The 15,361-nt window shown below is 66.4% G+C and carries 15 protein-coding genes; 7 read left to right on the top strand and 8 right to left on the bottom strand.

The window, feature by feature from the left end; translation table 11 throughout:
* Positions 1-88: 88 nt before the first annotated feature.
* Positions 89-847, bottom strand: coding sequence for a FadR/GntR family transcriptional regulator (locus ACH82I_RS10785; RefSeq protein WP_230745572.1), 759 nt, complete (start codon positions 845-847; stop codon positions 89-91).
* Between the two features lie 166 nt (positions 848-1,013).
* Here ACH82I_RS10785 and eat point away from each other — a divergent pair, with 166 nt between their 5' ends.
* The 6 genes from eat to ACH82I_RS10755 all read left to right on the top strand — a co-directional run bounded on the left by eat (position 1,014) and on the right by ACH82I_RS10755 (position 7,764).
* Positions 1,014-2,450: an ethanolamine permease gene (gene eat, locus ACH82I_RS10780; protein WP_230745570.1), complete on the top strand. Its 1,437-nt coding sequence runs from the start codon at positions 1,014-1,016 to the stop codon at positions 2,448-2,450.
* A 39-nt stretch (positions 2,451-2,489) separates the two neighbouring features.
* Positions 2,490-3,908 carry a glutamine synthetase family protein gene (locus ACH82I_RS10775; protein ID WP_413332505.1) on the top strand — a complete coding sequence of 473 codons (1,419 nt, stop codon included), beginning with the start codon at positions 2,490-2,492 and terminating at the stop codon, positions 3,906-3,908.
* The gene (locus ACH82I_RS10770; protein ID WP_413332503.1) at positions 3,889-4,701 is read left to right on the top strand and encodes a gamma-glutamyl-gamma-aminobutyrate hydrolase family protein; all 813 of its coding nucleotides are present in this window, start codon (positions 3,889-3,891) and stop codon (positions 4,699-4,701) included. Before ACH82I_RS10775 ends, ACH82I_RS10770 begins: the two co-directional genes overlap by 20 nt.
* Positions 4,698-6,068 carry an aldehyde dehydrogenase family protein gene (locus tag ACH82I_RS10765; protein ID WP_413332501.1) on the top strand — a complete coding sequence of 457 codons (1,371 nt, stop codon included), beginning with the start codon at positions 4,698-4,700 and terminating at the stop codon, positions 6,066-6,068. The genes ACH82I_RS10770 and ACH82I_RS10765 overlap by 4 nt, the downstream gene beginning before the upstream one ends.
* A 92-nt stretch (positions 6,069-6,160) precedes the next feature.
* A complete protein-coding gene (locus ACH82I_RS10760) occupies positions 6,161-6,937 on the top strand; it encodes a 3-oxoacyl-ACP reductase (protein ID WP_230745562.1) in 777 nt (258 codons plus the stop codon).
* Positions 6,938-7,008: 71 nt separating this feature from the next.
* Positions 7,009-7,764, top strand: a complete 756-nt coding sequence (locus ACH82I_RS10755) for a type 1 glutamine amidotransferase (RefSeq protein ID WP_230745560.1) — start codon at positions 7,009-7,011, stop codon at positions 7,762-7,764.
* A gap of 148 nt (positions 7,765-7,912) precedes the next feature.
* On the opposite strand, the gene ACH82I_RS10750 is transcribed toward ACH82I_RS10755, so the two are convergent.
* From ACH82I_RS10750 to ACH82I_RS10735, 4 genes are all read right to left on the bottom strand, one after another.
* Positions 7,913-8,698 carry a hypothetical protein gene (locus tag ACH82I_RS10750; RefSeq protein ID WP_230745558.1) on the bottom strand — a complete coding sequence of 262 codons (786 nt, stop codon included), beginning with the start codon at positions 8,696-8,698 and terminating at the stop codon, positions 7,913-7,915.
* The gene (locus ACH82I_RS10745; protein WP_413332498.1) at positions 8,695-9,444 is read right to left on the bottom strand and encodes a DUF6114 domain-containing protein; all 750 of its coding nucleotides are present in this window, start codon (positions 9,442-9,444) and stop codon (positions 8,695-8,697) included. The genes ACH82I_RS10750 and ACH82I_RS10745 overlap by 4 nt, the downstream gene beginning before the upstream one ends.
* Positions 9,444-10,058 (bottom strand): DUF6230 family protein, encoded by a 615-nt coding sequence (locus ACH82I_RS10740; RefSeq protein WP_413332496.1) that lies wholly within the window; start codon positions 10,056-10,058, stop codon positions 9,444-9,446. Before ACH82I_RS10740 ends, ACH82I_RS10745 begins: the two co-directional genes overlap by 1 nt.
* A gap of 125 nt (positions 10,059-10,183) precedes the next feature.
* Positions 10,184-11,128 carry a LysR family transcriptional regulator gene (locus tag ACH82I_RS10735; RefSeq protein WP_413332495.1) on the bottom strand — a complete coding sequence of 315 codons (945 nt, stop codon included), beginning with the start codon at positions 11,126-11,128 and terminating at the stop codon, positions 10,184-10,186.
* 154 nt (positions 11,129-11,282) lie between these two features.
* Between ACH82I_RS10735 and ACH82I_RS10730 the strand changes: the two genes are divergently transcribed.
* Positions 11,283-11,924, top strand: coding sequence for a LysE family translocator (locus ACH82I_RS10730; protein ID WP_413332494.1), 642 nt, complete (start codon positions 11,283-11,285; stop codon positions 11,922-11,924).
* Positions 11,925-12,009: 85 nt separating this feature from the next.
* On the opposite strand, the gene ACH82I_RS10725 is transcribed toward ACH82I_RS10730, so the two are convergent.
* From ACH82I_RS10725 to ACH82I_RS10715, 3 genes are all read right to left on the bottom strand, one after another.
* Entirely contained in the window at positions 12,010-13,545 is a 1,536-nt protein-coding gene (locus tag ACH82I_RS10725; RefSeq protein WP_230745553.1) for an AbgT family transporter, read from the bottom strand.
* A gap of 197 nt (positions 13,546-13,742) precedes the next feature.
* Complete coding sequence (locus tag ACH82I_RS10720) at positions 13,743-14,576, bottom strand: creatininase family protein (RefSeq protein WP_230745552.1); 834 nt, start codon at positions 14,574-14,576, stop codon at positions 13,743-13,745.
* Positions 14,573-15,343 (bottom strand): FadR/GntR family transcriptional regulator, encoded by a 771-nt coding sequence (locus tag ACH82I_RS10715; RefSeq protein WP_413332491.1) that lies wholly within the window; start codon positions 15,341-15,343, stop codon positions 14,573-14,575. Before ACH82I_RS10715 ends, ACH82I_RS10720 begins: the two co-directional genes overlap by 4 nt.
* Positions 15,344-15,361: the final 18 nt, after the last annotated feature.

Raw genomic sequence — 15,361 nt, 5'->3', positions numbered from 1 at the left:
GCCATTGACTCACCTGTCACTGTGTCAGGTTCAAGCCGGAAGTCGGGTTTACGGAGCAGCCGGGTCCTTGGGGCAATGGTCCGCGACCTCACTGCTGTTCGAGGAAGCCGCGCAGAAGCTGCTCTGTGCCCTCCGCGTGCTGGGCGGCCAGCTCGGCGGCTCGGTCGGCATCGGAGTCGAGGATCGCCTCGACGAGGGCGCGATGCTGAGAGCACGAGTGGTCGACGTTCGTGTGGATGAAGGGGATCCGATCGAGCAGGGCATTGACCCGTGAGCGAGTGTTCGCCGAGGCTGTGACCAGTGACGGCACCCGTGTGAGTTCGGTGATGGTGAGGTGGAAGCGGGCATCGAGGGCGCGGAACCTCTCCGCCCCGTCATCCGGCTCGACCAGTGCAGGACTGTCTGCCGGATCGCCGAGTGCGGCCCGGCATTCCTGCTCGGCAGCGCGCAGGTTCGCGATCTCCTCCGCGGTGAGCTCGCGTTCGGCCGCGATCCGCGCCGCGGCCGTTTCGAGGATGTGCCGGAACCTCACCGCATCGTCGAGCTCGACCGGATCGATCCGCTCCTCTGTGTCGGCACTCGGCAGGCGAGTGACGAAGGTCCCTCCGTATCGGCCGCGCTGAACCGTGACGATGCCCGCGGTCTGGAGTTCGCCCAGCGCCTGCCGCAGAGTGGCCCGCGAGACCTTGATCCGAGCGGCGAGCTCCCGCTCGGCCGGCAGCTTGTCGCCGACGAGATACTGGCCGAGCCGTATCGCGCGCAGCAGCTCGGCGATTGTGTGCTCGAAGACATTGCCCCCGCGTCTGGGTGAGCCGCTCAGACGACCGGTGCTCTCATCGTGATCCACCGACACCCCCTTCATCGACTCGCCTCATTCTGATTCTCTGTCAGATTCTCTCGCAGAAACTCCTTGACACTGCGCTGTGATCCAGATTACATTCGATTCAGTTCAATGGTCTGAATATGATCCATTGAATCTTCGCACCGATCATCCCAGGACGCTGAGGGCGGCTATGAGCAGAAACATCGAATACGGCAATGTCGATGACAACTATCTTGAGAAGAGACAGCTGAAGAAGGGCGCAGCCGGCTGGATCCTGCTCGCCGGGCTCGGAGTCGCCTACGTCATCTCCGGCGACTTCTCCGGCTGGAACCTCGGACTCGCCGAGGGCGGATGGGGCGGACTCCTCATCGCCTTCCTGCTCATGGGCCTGATGTATGTGTGCATGGTCTTCGGTCTCGCCGAACTCTCCTCCACCCTGCCGACCGCCGGCGCCGGCTACGGCTTCGCCCGCCGCGCCCTGGGACCACTCGGCGGATTCGCCACCGGCATGGCCATCCTCATCGAATACACCATGGCCCCCGCGGCCATCTCGACCTTCATCGCCGGCTACGTCCAAGCGCTGGGAATCCTCCCCGCCTCGGTGCCGGTGTGGACCATCTACCTCGTCGCCTACGCCGTCTTCGTCGGCATCCACCTGTGGGGCGTCGGCGAGGCCCTGCGGCTGATGTTCGTCATCACCGCCATCGCGGTCGTCGCACTCATCGTCTTCGTCGTCGCCGCCATCGGCCACTTCGATCCGAGCAACCTCTTCGACATCGAACCCACGGCCGCCCTCGGCTCGAGTTCCTTCCTGCCCATGGGCATCTCCGGACTGCTCGGCTCCCTCGTCTTCGGCATCTGGTTCTTCCTCGCCGTCGAAGGAGTCCCGCTGGCCGCCGAGGAATCGGCCAACCCCAAGCGCGACATGCCGCGCGGCATCATCACGGCCATGGCGATCCTCGTCATCTTCGGCGCACTCATGCTCACCCTGGTCCCCGGCCTCGCCGGCTCCTCGGCGATGGGGGAATCGGACAATCCGCTCCCCGAGGCGCTGCGCACCGCCTACGGCGACAACTCGGCCCTGGCCACCTTCGTCAACTGGGCGGGACTGGCCGGACTCGTCGCCAGCTTCTTCTCGATCATCTTCGCCTACTCCCGTCAGCTCTTCGCCCTCTCCCGAGCCGGATACCTGCCGAAGTGGCTGTCCCTGACGGGAAAGCGCAAGACCCCGGTGCTCGCACTCATCGTCCCCGGCACGATCGGCTTCATCCTCGCCATCCTCGTCGAAGGCAACGGGGGAGTCCTCCTCAACGTCGCGGTCTTCGGAGCCACGGTCTCCTATGTGCTGCTCAATCTCTCCCATATCCGCCTGCGCATCAAGGAACCCGAACTCACCCGCGGCTATCGGACCCCCGGCGGCATCGTCACCACATCGATCGCCCTCGTGCTCGCCTCGGTGGCCGTCATCGCCACCTTCTTCGTCGACATCTTCGCCGCCGGCATCGCCGCCGCCGTCTTCCTCGTCGCGCTCGCCTACTTCTGGTTCTACTCCCGCCACCACCTCGTGGCCAGCGCCCCCGAAGAGGAGTTCGCACAGATCGAGGCCGCCGAGAAGGACCTCAAGTGACCTCAAACGACCCCGCTCACAACAGCAAAGGAACGACGCATGACAGAGATTCCGGTCCCCACTTCTCCCACCTCGCCGCAGCGCAGCCCGAACGGATCCAAGCAGGCCGAGCCGCTCACCGTCGATGAGCTCCGCCGACTGGCCGATGAGGGCGCCATCGACACCGTCGTCGTCGCCATCACCGACCACATGGGTCGCCTGCAGGGCAAACGCCTCGGCGCGCAGTTCTTCCTCGAGGACGTGATGGACCACGGCTCGGAATGCTGCAACTATCTGCTCGCCGTCGACGTCGACATGAACACCGTCGACGGCTACGAGGTCTCGTCCTGGGAGACCGGATACGGCGACATGGTGATGAAGCCGGATCTCGCCACGCTCCGCCTCGTCCCCTGGCAGCCGGGCACGGCCATGGTCAACTGCGATCTGCTCACGACCAGCGGCGCCGAGGTGGCTCCCTCCCCACGTCAGATCCTGAAGAGGCAACTCGACCGCCTCGGCGAGCACGGGCTCAGCGCCCACGCGGGCACCGAACTCGAATTCATCACCTTCGACTCCTCCTATGAACAGGGCTTCGCCTCCAGGTACACCGAGGTGGCCCCGTCGAACCAGTACAACGTCGACTACTCCCTGCTCGGCACCGCGAGGGTGGAACCCCTGCTCCGCGACATCCGCAACTCCATGGCCGGGGCCGGGCTCTTCGTCGAAGGCGCGAAGGGCGAATGCAACTTCGGTCAGCACGAGATCACCTTCCGCTACCAGCCCGCACTGAAGGCCTGCGACGACCATGCGGTGTACAAGAACGGAGCGAAAGAGATCGCGGCCCAGCACGGGAAGTCGATCACCTTCATGGCCAAGTACGACCAGAAGGAGGGCTCCTCGTGCCACATCCACCTGAGCTTCCGCTCCGCCGACGGAGATATGGTCATGGCCGGAGATCGGGACCACGGATTCTCGACCCTGATGGAGCACTTCATCGCCGGACAGCTGGCCTGCATTGAGGACTTCACCTACTTCTTCGCTCCGAACATCAACTCCTATAAGCGCTTCGTCGAAGGCTCCTTCGCGCCCACCGCCGTGGCCTGGGGCTTCGACAACCGAACCTGTGCCTTCCGGGTCGTCGGATCCGGCCCTTCGCTGCGCGTGGAATGCCGCGTCGGCGGGGCCGACCTCAACCCCTACCTCGCCACCGCGGCCCTCGTCGCCGCGGGACTGCACGGGATCGAGAACGAACTCGAACTGCCGGCGATCACCGAAGGCAACGCCTACACCGCAGGCGCCACGCGATTGCCGACCACCCTGCAGGGAGCCCGCGACCGGCTCGAGAACTCGCAGATCGCCAGGGACGTCCTCGGCGCAGACGTGGTCCGGCACTACGTCCACGCCGCCGACATCGAACTCGCCGACTACAATGCGACCGTCACCGACTGGGAGAGGATCCGTGGCTTCGAACGACTCTGAACCCGTCATCGCCATCAGCTGCTATCTGCAGCAGGCACGGTGGGGAGTCTGGGACACCGAGGCGGCCCTCATCCCCGCCGACTACGTGCGAATAGTCAGCGCGTGCGGGGCGATCCCGGTCCTCCTGCCGCCGCACGGACAGGCGCCTGCGGTGCTCGATCGGGTCGACGGGCTCCTGCTGGCCGGCGGGGCCGACGTCGACGCGGTCGCCTACGCGCAGGAACCGCACGCTCTCACGGTCTCCCACCCCTTCCGGGACGACAGCGAGACCATGCTGCTGACCGCCGCGCGGCAGCGAGGACTGCCCGTGCTCGGCATCTGCCGCGGACTCCAGGTGATCAACGTCGCCGCGGGCGGCAGCCTGATCCAGCACCTGCCCGAGACTCTCGGGCACTCCGACTACCAGCCGAGCCCCGGCGTCTACGGCGAGGTCACGGTGACCACCGAACCCGGGTCGCTGGCCAGGGAGATCCTCGGGGAGACGACGACGGCACCCTGCTATCACCATCAGGGCGTCGACCGCCTCGGCGAGGGACTCGTGGTCACCGGGCGCAGTCCCGAAGGGCTGATCGAGACTATCGAACCGGCTTCGGCAGTCGACGGGACGCCGCCGGAAGAGGAGGCCGGCTGGCTCCTCGCCGTGCAATGGCATCCCGAGCACGACCCCGCCGACAACCGCGTCGTCCGAGCCCTGGTCGATGAGGCCCGGCGATACGCCCTGCGATATGCCCGGCGTCGAGGATCCGACGGCGCCTCGACACCCGCGACAGACATGAGGAGAGAACAGCTTTGAGCACATACACGGTGATCAACCCCGCCACCGAGGGGCCGATCGAGGAGGTCGAACTCGCCGACCTCGCGGCCACGGACGCCGCGATCGCGAAGGCGGAGAAGGCATTCGAGACCTGGCGGAACGTTGCCCCGGCCGATCGCGGAAGGATCCTGCGCCGCTTCGCCTCGGCGGTCGACGGCGCGATCGACGAACTCGCCGCGCTCGAGGTCGCCAATGCCGGTCACACGATCTCGAACGCGACCTGGGAGGCGGGCAATGTCCGCGACGTCATCGACTACTACGCGGCGGTGCCCGAGAGGCTCTTCGGGCGGCAGATTCCCGTCGACGGCGGGGTGAACATCACCTTCGCCGAACCGCTCGGCGTCGTCGGTGTCATCGTCCCCTGGAACTTCCCGATGCCGATCGCCGGCTGGGGATTCGCCCCGGCCCTGGCCGCCGGCAACACCGTCGTACTCAAACCCGCCGAGATCACCCCGCTGACGGCGATCCGCATCGGGCAGCTCGCCCTCGAGGCCGGCCTGCCCGAAGGAGTGCTGACGATCATCCCCGGCAAGGGATCCATCGTGGGGGAGCGCTTCGTCACCCACCCGAGCGTGCGCAAGGTCGTCTTCACCGGCTCCACCGAGGTGGGCAAGAAGATCATGGCCGGGTGCGCCGACCAGGTGAAGAACCTGACCCTCGAACTCGGGGGCAAGAACGCGAACATCGTCTTCGACGACGCTGACATCGCCGGTGCCGCGGCCGCCGCCCCCGGCGGCGTCTTCGACAACTCGGGACAGGACTGCTGTTCGCGCTCCCGGCTTCTCGTCCAGCGCGGCGTCTATGAGGAATTCATGGCCGCACTCGAGGAGTCCGTCTCGGCCTTCAGCTGCGCCGATCCCAGCCTCCCGGACACGGACATGGGACCCTTGGTGACCGCGGCACACCGGGAGAAGGTCGCCGGCTACGTCGCCGCCGGCGAGGTTGCATTCACCGGATCCGCTCCGGACGGTCCGGGATTCTGGTTCCCGCCGACCGTGCTGCGGCCGGCCACCACCGCCTCGGCGGACTTCACCGAGGAGATCTTCGGACCCGTGCTCTCGGTCGTCCCCTTCGACACCGAGGCCGACGCTCTGCGCATCGCCAACGACACCGAATACGGACTCTCGGGCTCGATCTGGACGAACGACCTCGACCGGGCGATGCGGGTCTCCCGGGGTGTCGAGGCGGGCAACCTCTCGGTGAACTCGCACTCCTCGGTCCGCTACTCGACGCCCTTCGGCGGGTACAAGCAGTCGGGACTCGGCCGCGAGCTCGGCCCCGATGCCGTCGCCGCGTTCACCGAGGTCAAGAACGTCTTCTTCGCCACCCGACCCGTCGGCCGCTGACCGGCGCCGACACCCATCGAACCGACACCCGCTGACACCCACAGACAGTCATTGAAATCTACAGACACCCACGCGCGATCAGAAGGAGCACCATGACCACTGCAGCAACACGCCTGAAGGACAAGATCTGCGTCATCACCGGCGGCGCCTCGGGCATCGGCCTGGCCAGCGCCCGCCGGCTGACCGAGGAAGGCGCGAAGGTCGTCATCGCCGACCTCGACGAAGTCCGCGGACCGCAGATCGCCGAGGAGCTCGGCGGGCTGTTCGTGCGCGTCAACGTCGCCGACGAGGAGGACGTGAAGAACCTCTTCGCGCGCACCGTCGAGGTCTACGGGCGCGTCGACGTCGCCTTCAACAACGCCGGCATCAACCCGACCGACGACAATTCGATCCTCACCACCGACATCGCAGCCTGGACGAAGGTGCAGACGGTCAACCTCACCTCGGTCTACCTGTGCAGCAAGTATGCGCTCGAGCAGATGGTCAAGCAGGGCTCCGGTTCGGTGATCAACACGGCCTCATTCGTCGCCCTGATGGGCGCGGCGACCTCGCAGATCTCGTACTCGGCTTCGAAGGGCGGCGTGCTGTCGATGAGCCGGGAACTCGGCGTCCAGTTCGCGAAGAACGGGATCCGGGTCAATGCCCTGTGCCCGGGACCGGTGAACACGCCGCTGCTGCGCGAGCTCTTCGCCTCGGATCCCGTACAGGCGCAGCGTCGACTCGTGCACTGCCCGGGCGGCCGCTTCGCCGAACCCGAGGAGATCGCCGCGGCCGTGGCCTTCCTCGCCAGCGACGACTCCTCCTTCGTCAACGCCTCGTCGTTCACCGTCGACGGCGGGATCTCCTCGGCCTACGTCACGGCCGAGTAGCGGCGCGCTCACCGTCGAGCAACGGCGTGCTCACCGCGAAGCCGGGGTGCACGGGTGAGAGGATTGGGGCCATGACTCACGTGAGAATCCTCGTCATCGAACATGAGAACGGCACCGGTCCCGAACGCTTCGGCACGTGGTTGGCCGAGGCCGGCGCCGAGGTGGTGACCGTCCGCCCGTACCTGGGGGAGGAGATCCCCGCCGAGGGACTGACCCGGGCCGGTGCCGACGGCTTCTCTGCTCTCATCGTCCTCGGCGGTTCGGCCGGGCCTCTGCAGGATGCGGAGAACCCGTGGTTCCCCGAGGTCAGGGACCTCCTTCGCGCCTCGGCGGCGGGAGCGTTCCCGAGCTTCAACATCTGCCTCGGTGGGGAGCTGCTCGCGGCCGCGACCGAGGCCCGGATCTCCCGTCGGCGGCACCCGCAGATCGGGATCTACGATCTCCACACCACCTCGGCGGCGGGGTCCGATCCGGTGTTCGCCGCAATCGTCGGCGAAGCGATTCCCGCGGTCCTCTTCCACCAGGAGCAGATGACGCTGCCCGGGGGCGGGGAACTGCTGCTCACCGGCTCGGACGCGCCGGTCCAGGGCTTCCGAGTCGGCGAGTTCGCCTGGGGCACCCAGTTCCATCCCGAGACCGACGCCGCCCAGATCGAACGCTGGCTGGACTCGGATTCACTTGCGCTGCCCGAGGGCAAGACCGAGGCATCCATCGTCGGCGAGCTCCTGCGGGCCGATGCCGACCTGATCCGGATCAACCGGGCGCTCGCCCACAGCTTCGTCGACTTCCTGTCGGCGCGATATCGCGACCTGTCCCGGGCTTCGTGACCGCGCAGACGCCGACAGCCAGGATCCGCCGGCAGACCCGCGGACAGCGAAGCGGCCCTTCCATATCGGAAGGGCCGCTTCGGTCGACGCACTCGACGGAACACGTCGTGCGTGGCGATCAGGCCGTCTGTGATCAGACCATCTGTGATCAGGCCTTCTTGAGCCTCTGTTCGGTGTTCGTGTAGTTGATCGAATCGGCGGTGGATCCGACCAACCCCATCGTCACCCTCAGGAGTCCCGGCTTGACGTCGTCCATGGCAGGCGGTGTGTCCGCACCCAAGGTCAGCGATTTGCCGTCCTTCGTCGTGGCCGTGATCGACCCGATGTAGACACTGACATCGCCCTTGAGCGTCATCGTGTCCGCTGTGGTCACTAGACCGTACTCCTCATCGGGCGGCTTCACGGTCAGGGAGAACCCGGAGATCGAGATCTCGTCGGCTTGGATCTTCAGAGTCACGACCTTCTTGCCGGTCTTCGTCGGAACCGAGACGAACGAGATGCCCTTCAGGCCCTTGAACGACAGCGACTCGGAACCCAGTGCTCCGGGAGTCTCCGTGAAGACCGGGGCGTTGTCATCGCTCTGCGCCTCCTTCGGGAACTTGCCGTCGAGCTTCTCATCCGGGTCATCATCCGAATCCTTGACCCCGAGTCCTCCGGGATCGGTCGGCTCCGGCGATGCCGGGTCCGTCGGTTCCTCGGACGGAGTTACGGGCGAGGACGGATCCGACGGGCTCGGACGCTTGCCGAGACCAGGCGAATCCGAAGAATCGCAGTCGGACTTCGAACTGCCGGAATCCGGGCTGCAGGTCGGGCTCGACGACGGCATCGGGTCGGGCTGAGTCGTCGCCGAGACGCCGGCTCCCACAGTGGAAGGAACGATGAGGACGAGCACCGACAGGAGCAGCGCAGTGCGTCTGCTGGATGTCTTCCTCATACGTTCCTCTCTTGTCCTGCAGAGTCTGCAGACTCTGCGTCGTCCCTCCGTCCGGCATCCGAGGCCTTCTTCGACTTGCGCTTCTTCGGCTTCGGTTCGCGCGGTCCCATCCAGGCGACCACGAGAATCGCCCCGATCGTGGACAGCAGCATCCCGAGGATGAATCCGCCGAGGTTGACCCCGATCAGCGAATAGACGGCAAGGACGAGCGCAATGATCCCGTAGAACATGTGGTGTGTGGGTCGGAACATCGCAGAGAGTCCGAGAGCCACCAGCGCGATCGGAATGATCGTGGCCTGCAGTCCCTCGATGCCGAACTGGATGTGCAGATTTCCGGTGTCCAGCTGGCCGGAGAAGAAGAGCTCGATTCCGCCGAGGACGACCAGGAGTCCGCCGATGAAGGGCCGCTGGAGACGCCAATGCCGGAAGCCCTGGCGCTTGCTCTCGTCATGATCGGCCGCGGCACGGTCACGACGGGATGTCGCGGCATCCGCGGCACCGGACTCAGTCGTCGATGCATCCGCCCCAGTCGTCGCGGCATCGAACTCGGCCGTCTCGACGTCCGATTCGGGCTGCGAGTTCTCGGGCTGCGTGTTCTCGGGCGTGCTGTGCTCGCCGGAGCGACGGCTGCGCCGGGACAGCGCAAGCAGACTCGTCTGCTGTGCGGTGGAGTCCTGAGCGGCAGCCTCCGGAGCGGTCGTCTCCGGATCTCCGGCGGCGTGCCCGTTGGTTGGTGCGTCCTTCATCAGAAGCACGTCTCGGTTCCGTTGGTGAGCTTCAGCGTCATGTCCTTGAGCGTGAACACCGACGCCGTGGTGCTCCACGAGTCCTGCTTGAGGTCCTTGATCGAGACCGTGTCGGAATCCTGGGCGAAGTCGCCCTTGGAGCCCTTGGCTGAAGTGTTGACATCTGAGGCATCGACGCCGATCCGAATGTTCTTGAACTCGGCATCGCCCTTGAGGCCCGTCATGCCGATCTGCAGATCTTTGGCGGATGCCGGCTCCTTGCCGCCGCCGGCCTTGATGAGCACGCCCACCTTGCCCATCGGCGTGTCGGTCACCGCCGACTGGCAGAGATTCTCCAGTGTGGCGTCCTTGATATTGGCCGTGACGACAGCGTGCTCGCCGCCCTCTGCGTCCTTCGCGATCCCGCTGTACTGGGAGAAGCCGGTGCCCTCGAGCTGCGAGGACGTGATCTTGAACTGGCTTCCGGACACCGCGAACGAGACCGGCACTGCACCCTGAGCAACCCCGCCCATCAGCATCGCTGAGACGACACTCGTGGGAATCGCGACCATGGCGATCCGTCCGGTGTGCGATTTGCCGAGCTTGCGGATGATGTCAAACTTCGGGAACTTCATTGATCCTCCTACGTGTTCCGACAGCTATGTCGGCGCGACCATTGTGACCTATGTTACTGCGGGGTGTTACCGACGAGTATAACGGGCATCGTTTTCGCGTCAACGGTCCGCGCCCCAAGATGTTTTCAGCAGGTCTGCGTGTAATCACTGAGCGCCGCGCGCAGCGCGACGATGCTCGGAGTCCGAGAGCTGCCGCTGCGGACCGCCGTCGAGATGGTCCGCTGCGGTCGTCCGGGCAGCTCGCTGCGCACAATCGCCGAGGTGTCCACGAGTCCCTCCGCCCCGCGCAGGGCGAGATCCGGGACGAGGGCGTCGGCGAGGCCGAGGGAGACGAGACGGACCTGCAGGATGACGTCCGAAGTCTCAAAGGCTACCCGCGGTTCGAAGCCCGCCCGCCGACACTCGGCCTGCGTCCACTGCCGTGCCCGAGCGCCGGTGGTCTCCATCGCCCACGGCCGCTCGGCGCGGTCGCTGAGCTGCAGACGCTCGCTGAGCTGCAGACGCTCGCCGAGGTGGGGCTCCGTCCCTGCAGACTCTGCGGCCGCAGTGATGAGATGAAGCGGGTCGGTGCCGAGCGTTTCGATCTGCACTCCCGGGGACTGTCGGCTCGGTCGCGAGGGGTAGTCCTCCTGGAGCACCAGGTCGAAATCGTGGGCGAGCAGAGCCGGTATGCCCTCCTCGGCATCGATGTGGGAGGTGAGGATCTCGAGCTCGGGGTGTCTGTCCTGGAGTTGGGCGACGGCCGGCGGCACGATCGTGTGCAGGGCGGTCTGGAATGCGGCGACGCGCAGGGTGCCGCGCACGGTGCTGCCCAGGGCCGCGAGTTCAGCCTCGGCCGCTTCGAGCTCACCGATGACCGCCTCGGTGTGCGTGACGAGGACCTTCGCCGCCTCGGTCAGGCGGACGCCCCTGCCGACCGGCTCGAGCAGCAGGGTCCCGACCTCGGCCTCGAGCGCCTTAAGCTGGTGGGAGACCGAGGAGGGGTTGTATCCGAGCGCCTCGGCAGCAGCCGCGAGACTGCCGCGGAGACTCACTTCACGCAGCAGGCGGAGTCGTCGGAGGCTGTACATCGGGTGCCGTCCCTTCTGTGTGGGTGCTCGGCTCTGTGCGTGCTCGGCGGTGCACTCATGTATGAATCGCATGAGTAATCGTGAAACCCATTCTATCGATTGCATGAGTGGCGATCCCTAGTCTTGACCTCATGTCGACCTTCTGCACGCGTCCATGACCATCGCCTCGGCGCTCTGGGGCTTCGCCGCGCTCGCCGCCGTTCTCACCCTCATTCCCGGACTCGACACGGCACTCGTCCTGCGCAGCTCGGTCACCCGGACGAAGATTTATGCCTTCGCCACGGCCCTCGGGGTCCAGGCCGGGATCATCGTCTGGGGCGTCGTCACCGCGCTCGGGGCGACGATGCTGCTGGCCGCCTCACCGGTGGCGTACCGCATTCTCGCCGTTGCCGGATCTCTCTATCTCATCGGCATGGGCGCAGTGATAATCCGAGCCGGATTCCGGCGGACCGCCTCGGTGCCCGATGATGTGCCGGCCTTCGAAGGCGGACCTCTCCGGGGACTGTGGATCGGTCTGCTGACGAACCTCCTCAACCCGAAGATCGCCGTCTTCTACCTGGCCACACTCCCGCAGTTCGTCCCTATGGGCGTCTCGCCGCTGCTCATGGGAGTCCTCCTCGCGCTCGTCCACGTGATCCTCGGGATGGTGTGGCTGACCACCGTCATCGGCGGTGGGCGGGTGATCGCACGGACGATGCGGACGCCGAGGTTCGCACGGTGGATCGACCGGATCGCCGGTGCCGTTGTCATCGCCTTCGGGGTGCACCTCGCCCTCGGGTCGCTGCACGGCGCCTAGCCGAAGGCGCAGGCGCCTAGCCGAAGAACGGGCACCCAGCCGTAGGTCACCTGCGACGATGACGGCACAGCCGCCTCGGCGAGGATCAGCGGACCGGGGCGTCGGGGCCGAGCGGGATGCCCAGACCCCACCACAGGAAGAACAGCAGGCTCCAGGTGATCGTCATGCAGATCGCCAGGGGCAGGGTGTGGGAGGCGAGGGTGCCGATGCCTGCGGACTTCTGGTAGCGCTGCATGAAGCCGAGCGCCATGATGAAGTACGGGCTCATCGGGGTGATCGCGGTCGACCCGGAGTCGGCGATACGGAAGATGGCCTGGCTCGTCTCGGGCGGGACTTCGAGGAGCATGAGCATCGGCACGATGACCGGAGCCATGATCGCCCACATCGCCGAACCGGAGGTGATGATGACGTTGACGACGGAGAGGACGAGGAGCACGAGGATGAAGATCACCCAGGTGGGCAGGCCGAGCCCGGTGAACAGGTCCGCCGAGGACACCGAGACGAGCATGCCGATGTTCGTCCATTCGAAGTACTCGAGGAACTGGGCGATCGCGAAGAACAGGACGAGGACCGGGGCCATGGACACGATGCCCTGGCTCATCAGCTTGGGGACGTCGGCGAACTTCTCGATCGTGCCCTCGCGGAAGCCGTAGACGATGCCGCCGACGCCGAAGAGCATGGCGATGATGAAGGCGATGCCGGTGAGGAATGGGGACTCGCCTATGGGTCCGTCACCGCGCAGCGGGGCGCCGTCGGGTACGACGAGGACGACGACGATGATGAGCATCGCGAGCACGGCGAAGCTTGCGAACTTCAGGGCCGAGCGCTCCTTATCGGAGATGACGAGGTCTTCGTACTCGGCGTCCTCATCGGCGTCGAGGTTCTGCCGCTTGGTCAGCACGAGCTCGGTGACGATGGTGATGACGATGGCGAGCAGGATCGAGCTGGCGATGTTGAAGTACCAGTTGCCGATCGGGGTGACGATGTAGTCGGGATCGATGATGTGCGCCGCCGCCGAGGTGATGCCCGCGAAGATCGCATCGTTCGGTGTGGGAATGGGGCTGGCGTCGTAGCCGGAGGCGATCGAAGTGTAGGCGACGATGATTCCGAGGACGGGGGAGCGGCCGACGGCCTTGAACACCATGCCGCCGAGCGGGACGAGGATGACATAGGCCGCCGCCGAGGCGACGTGCGAGACCGTGCCCATGAAGGCGACGGTGAAGACGATGAGAGAGGCCGGGACCCGGGCGATCGAGACCTTCATCGCCGTGGACAGCAGCCCGGTGCGCTCGGCCAGGGCCACGCCCATGATGACGACCATGATCGTGATCAGCGGCGGGAACGACTGGTAGGCATCAAGCGAGGTGCTCACGGCCATCGCGATGCCGTCGCCGCTGAGCAGGTTGTTCACCGGGGTCCATTCCCCGCTGCTCGGGTCGTTGACCCCCACACCGGCCAGCGAGAGGACGAGGCTGAGCACGGCGAGGATGGCCGCGAGGATCCAGAACAGCCAGAACGGGTGCGGCAGCTTGTTGCCGACGGTCTCGATGACGTTGAGGGCGCGGATCACGGCGGGCAGCCGCTCCTGCTGTTTCGCGGTGGGTGTGGCGGTGGTGTCCATGGCGGGCTCCAGAGTCTCCAGATGGCTGAGGTTTCCAGGTGGCTGAGTGTTCCAGGTGGCGGTTTTCCAAGTGGCTCAGGGAGCGTGAGGGCGCAGAAGGGGAAGGCCGGTGAGCTCCATTGATCGATGTGGCGGTGTTGTGATGATGTTGCGAGGGCGGTGTTGCTGGGGTGATTCGGGGGTGGTGTGGCTGGGTTCTACAGTTCGAGAAGCCTCCGGGAGTAGTCGAGGAGCTTCGTGTGGATCTCGTCGAGGATGCGCTGCCCGTCCTCGGCGGTGGCGGTGCGCGGGTCCCCGAGCACCCCGTTCTCCGCATAGCGGTCGAAGGTCACGGCGCTCGCCGGTGTCTTCGTCCGGGACAGTCTGGCCCGTGGGGAGAGCTCGCCGAGGCTGGTCGCCCCTGGTGAGAGGTGCGGGCTGTCGACGAGTGCCGGGTCGATGGCGAGCACTTGCGAGGTCTCGGATTCGCCGCAGTGGCCGCTGACCTCGGTCCGCGGCAGTGCCGCGCTCGCCTCGGTGGCCAAGGCGCTGACCGGGGAGTGGGCGAAGACGAGATCCGGATGGGAGGCCAGCAGCACCTGGGCGGCGACGCCGAGTCCGGCGATATTGCCGCCGTGGCCGGTGATGACGAGGATGCGGCGGAATCCGGCGTCGGCGAGCTGACCGGCCACCGAGGTGACGATGTCGACGAACAGCCTGGGATCGAGGCTGATCGTGCCGGGCAGCTCGGTGTGGTGCGGGGAGATGCCGTAGCCGATGGTCGGCAGCACGAAGGCGCGTCCGCTTCCTTCGGCGCTGTCGCTGTCGCTGCTGTCGGCGTCGGCCGCGAGGTCCTCGGCCAGGCGCATGGCCACGTGCTCGGCGCGGATGTTGTCCGTGGACAGCGGCAGTCCGTCGCCGTGCTGCTCGGTCGCGCCGACCGGGAGGATGAGCAGGGTGTTCTCCTGCTTGGCCCGCTCGATCTCGAGAGAGGTGAGGTCTCCGTAGCGGCGGATATGGGGGCGGATTGTCTCGATCTGCGGCCGGGTCATCGCAGGTCACCCGCCGAGGTGGCCGCGCGGTTCGCGTCGCCGGTGACACCGCTGTCGTCGCCGGCGACACTGTTGTGTCCGCCGGAGACCTCGGCCTCGCCCTCGGGCTGCCAGTCGGCGAGGACCGCGGCCTTGATCGCCTCGAGGTGCCTGCGGGTCCGGTGCGAGGCCTCGAATCCGTCTCCGCGTTTGACCGCGTCGAGGATTCCAGCGTGTTCGTCATGGTCGCGGAGACGGTCGTAGGTCGTACGTGCCGCCTGCTGGGTCCGGGAGTGGATCGCGAGCAGGGATACGAGCATCTCGGACAGCGCCCGATTGCCCGAGGCCTTGGCGAGTTCGACGTGGAAGTGTCCGGCCGGGACAGCGGTCTGGACCTGCAGCGCATTGTCCAGAGCCGAATCCATCGAGGTCACCGCCGCGGCGTCCTGCACGCTCGCGGCGAGCTCGGCGATGCCGGGCTCGATCGCGATGCGGGCGTCGAGGAGTTCGATCGCGGCCGCGAGGTCGACGGGCACATAGTGCGGATTGTCGAGGATGCGGCGGTTGATCGCCTCGCGGACATAGGTGCCGGAGCCGTGCTTGAGTTCGACGGAGCCGGTCGCCTCGAGTCGGCGCAGAGCCTCACGGACCGTCGGCACCGTGACCTCGAAGCGCTCGGCCAGGGCCTTGGCCGAGGGCAGAGTCTGGCCCGGCTGCAGATTGTCGCTGCGAATCGTCGCCACGATCTCCAGAGTGAGTCGTTCGACGAGTCCGATAGACGTATTCATAGGCACTCTCCTTCAAGT

This window comes from Brevibacterium sp. GP-SGM9 (genome assembly GCF_047300845.1).
Lineage (GTDB): Bacteria > Actinomycetota > Actinomycetes > Actinomycetales > Brevibacteriaceae > Brevibacterium.
Note: the sequence above shows the minus strand (reverse complement) of the source record. Positions and strands in the feature narration are given on the sequence as shown.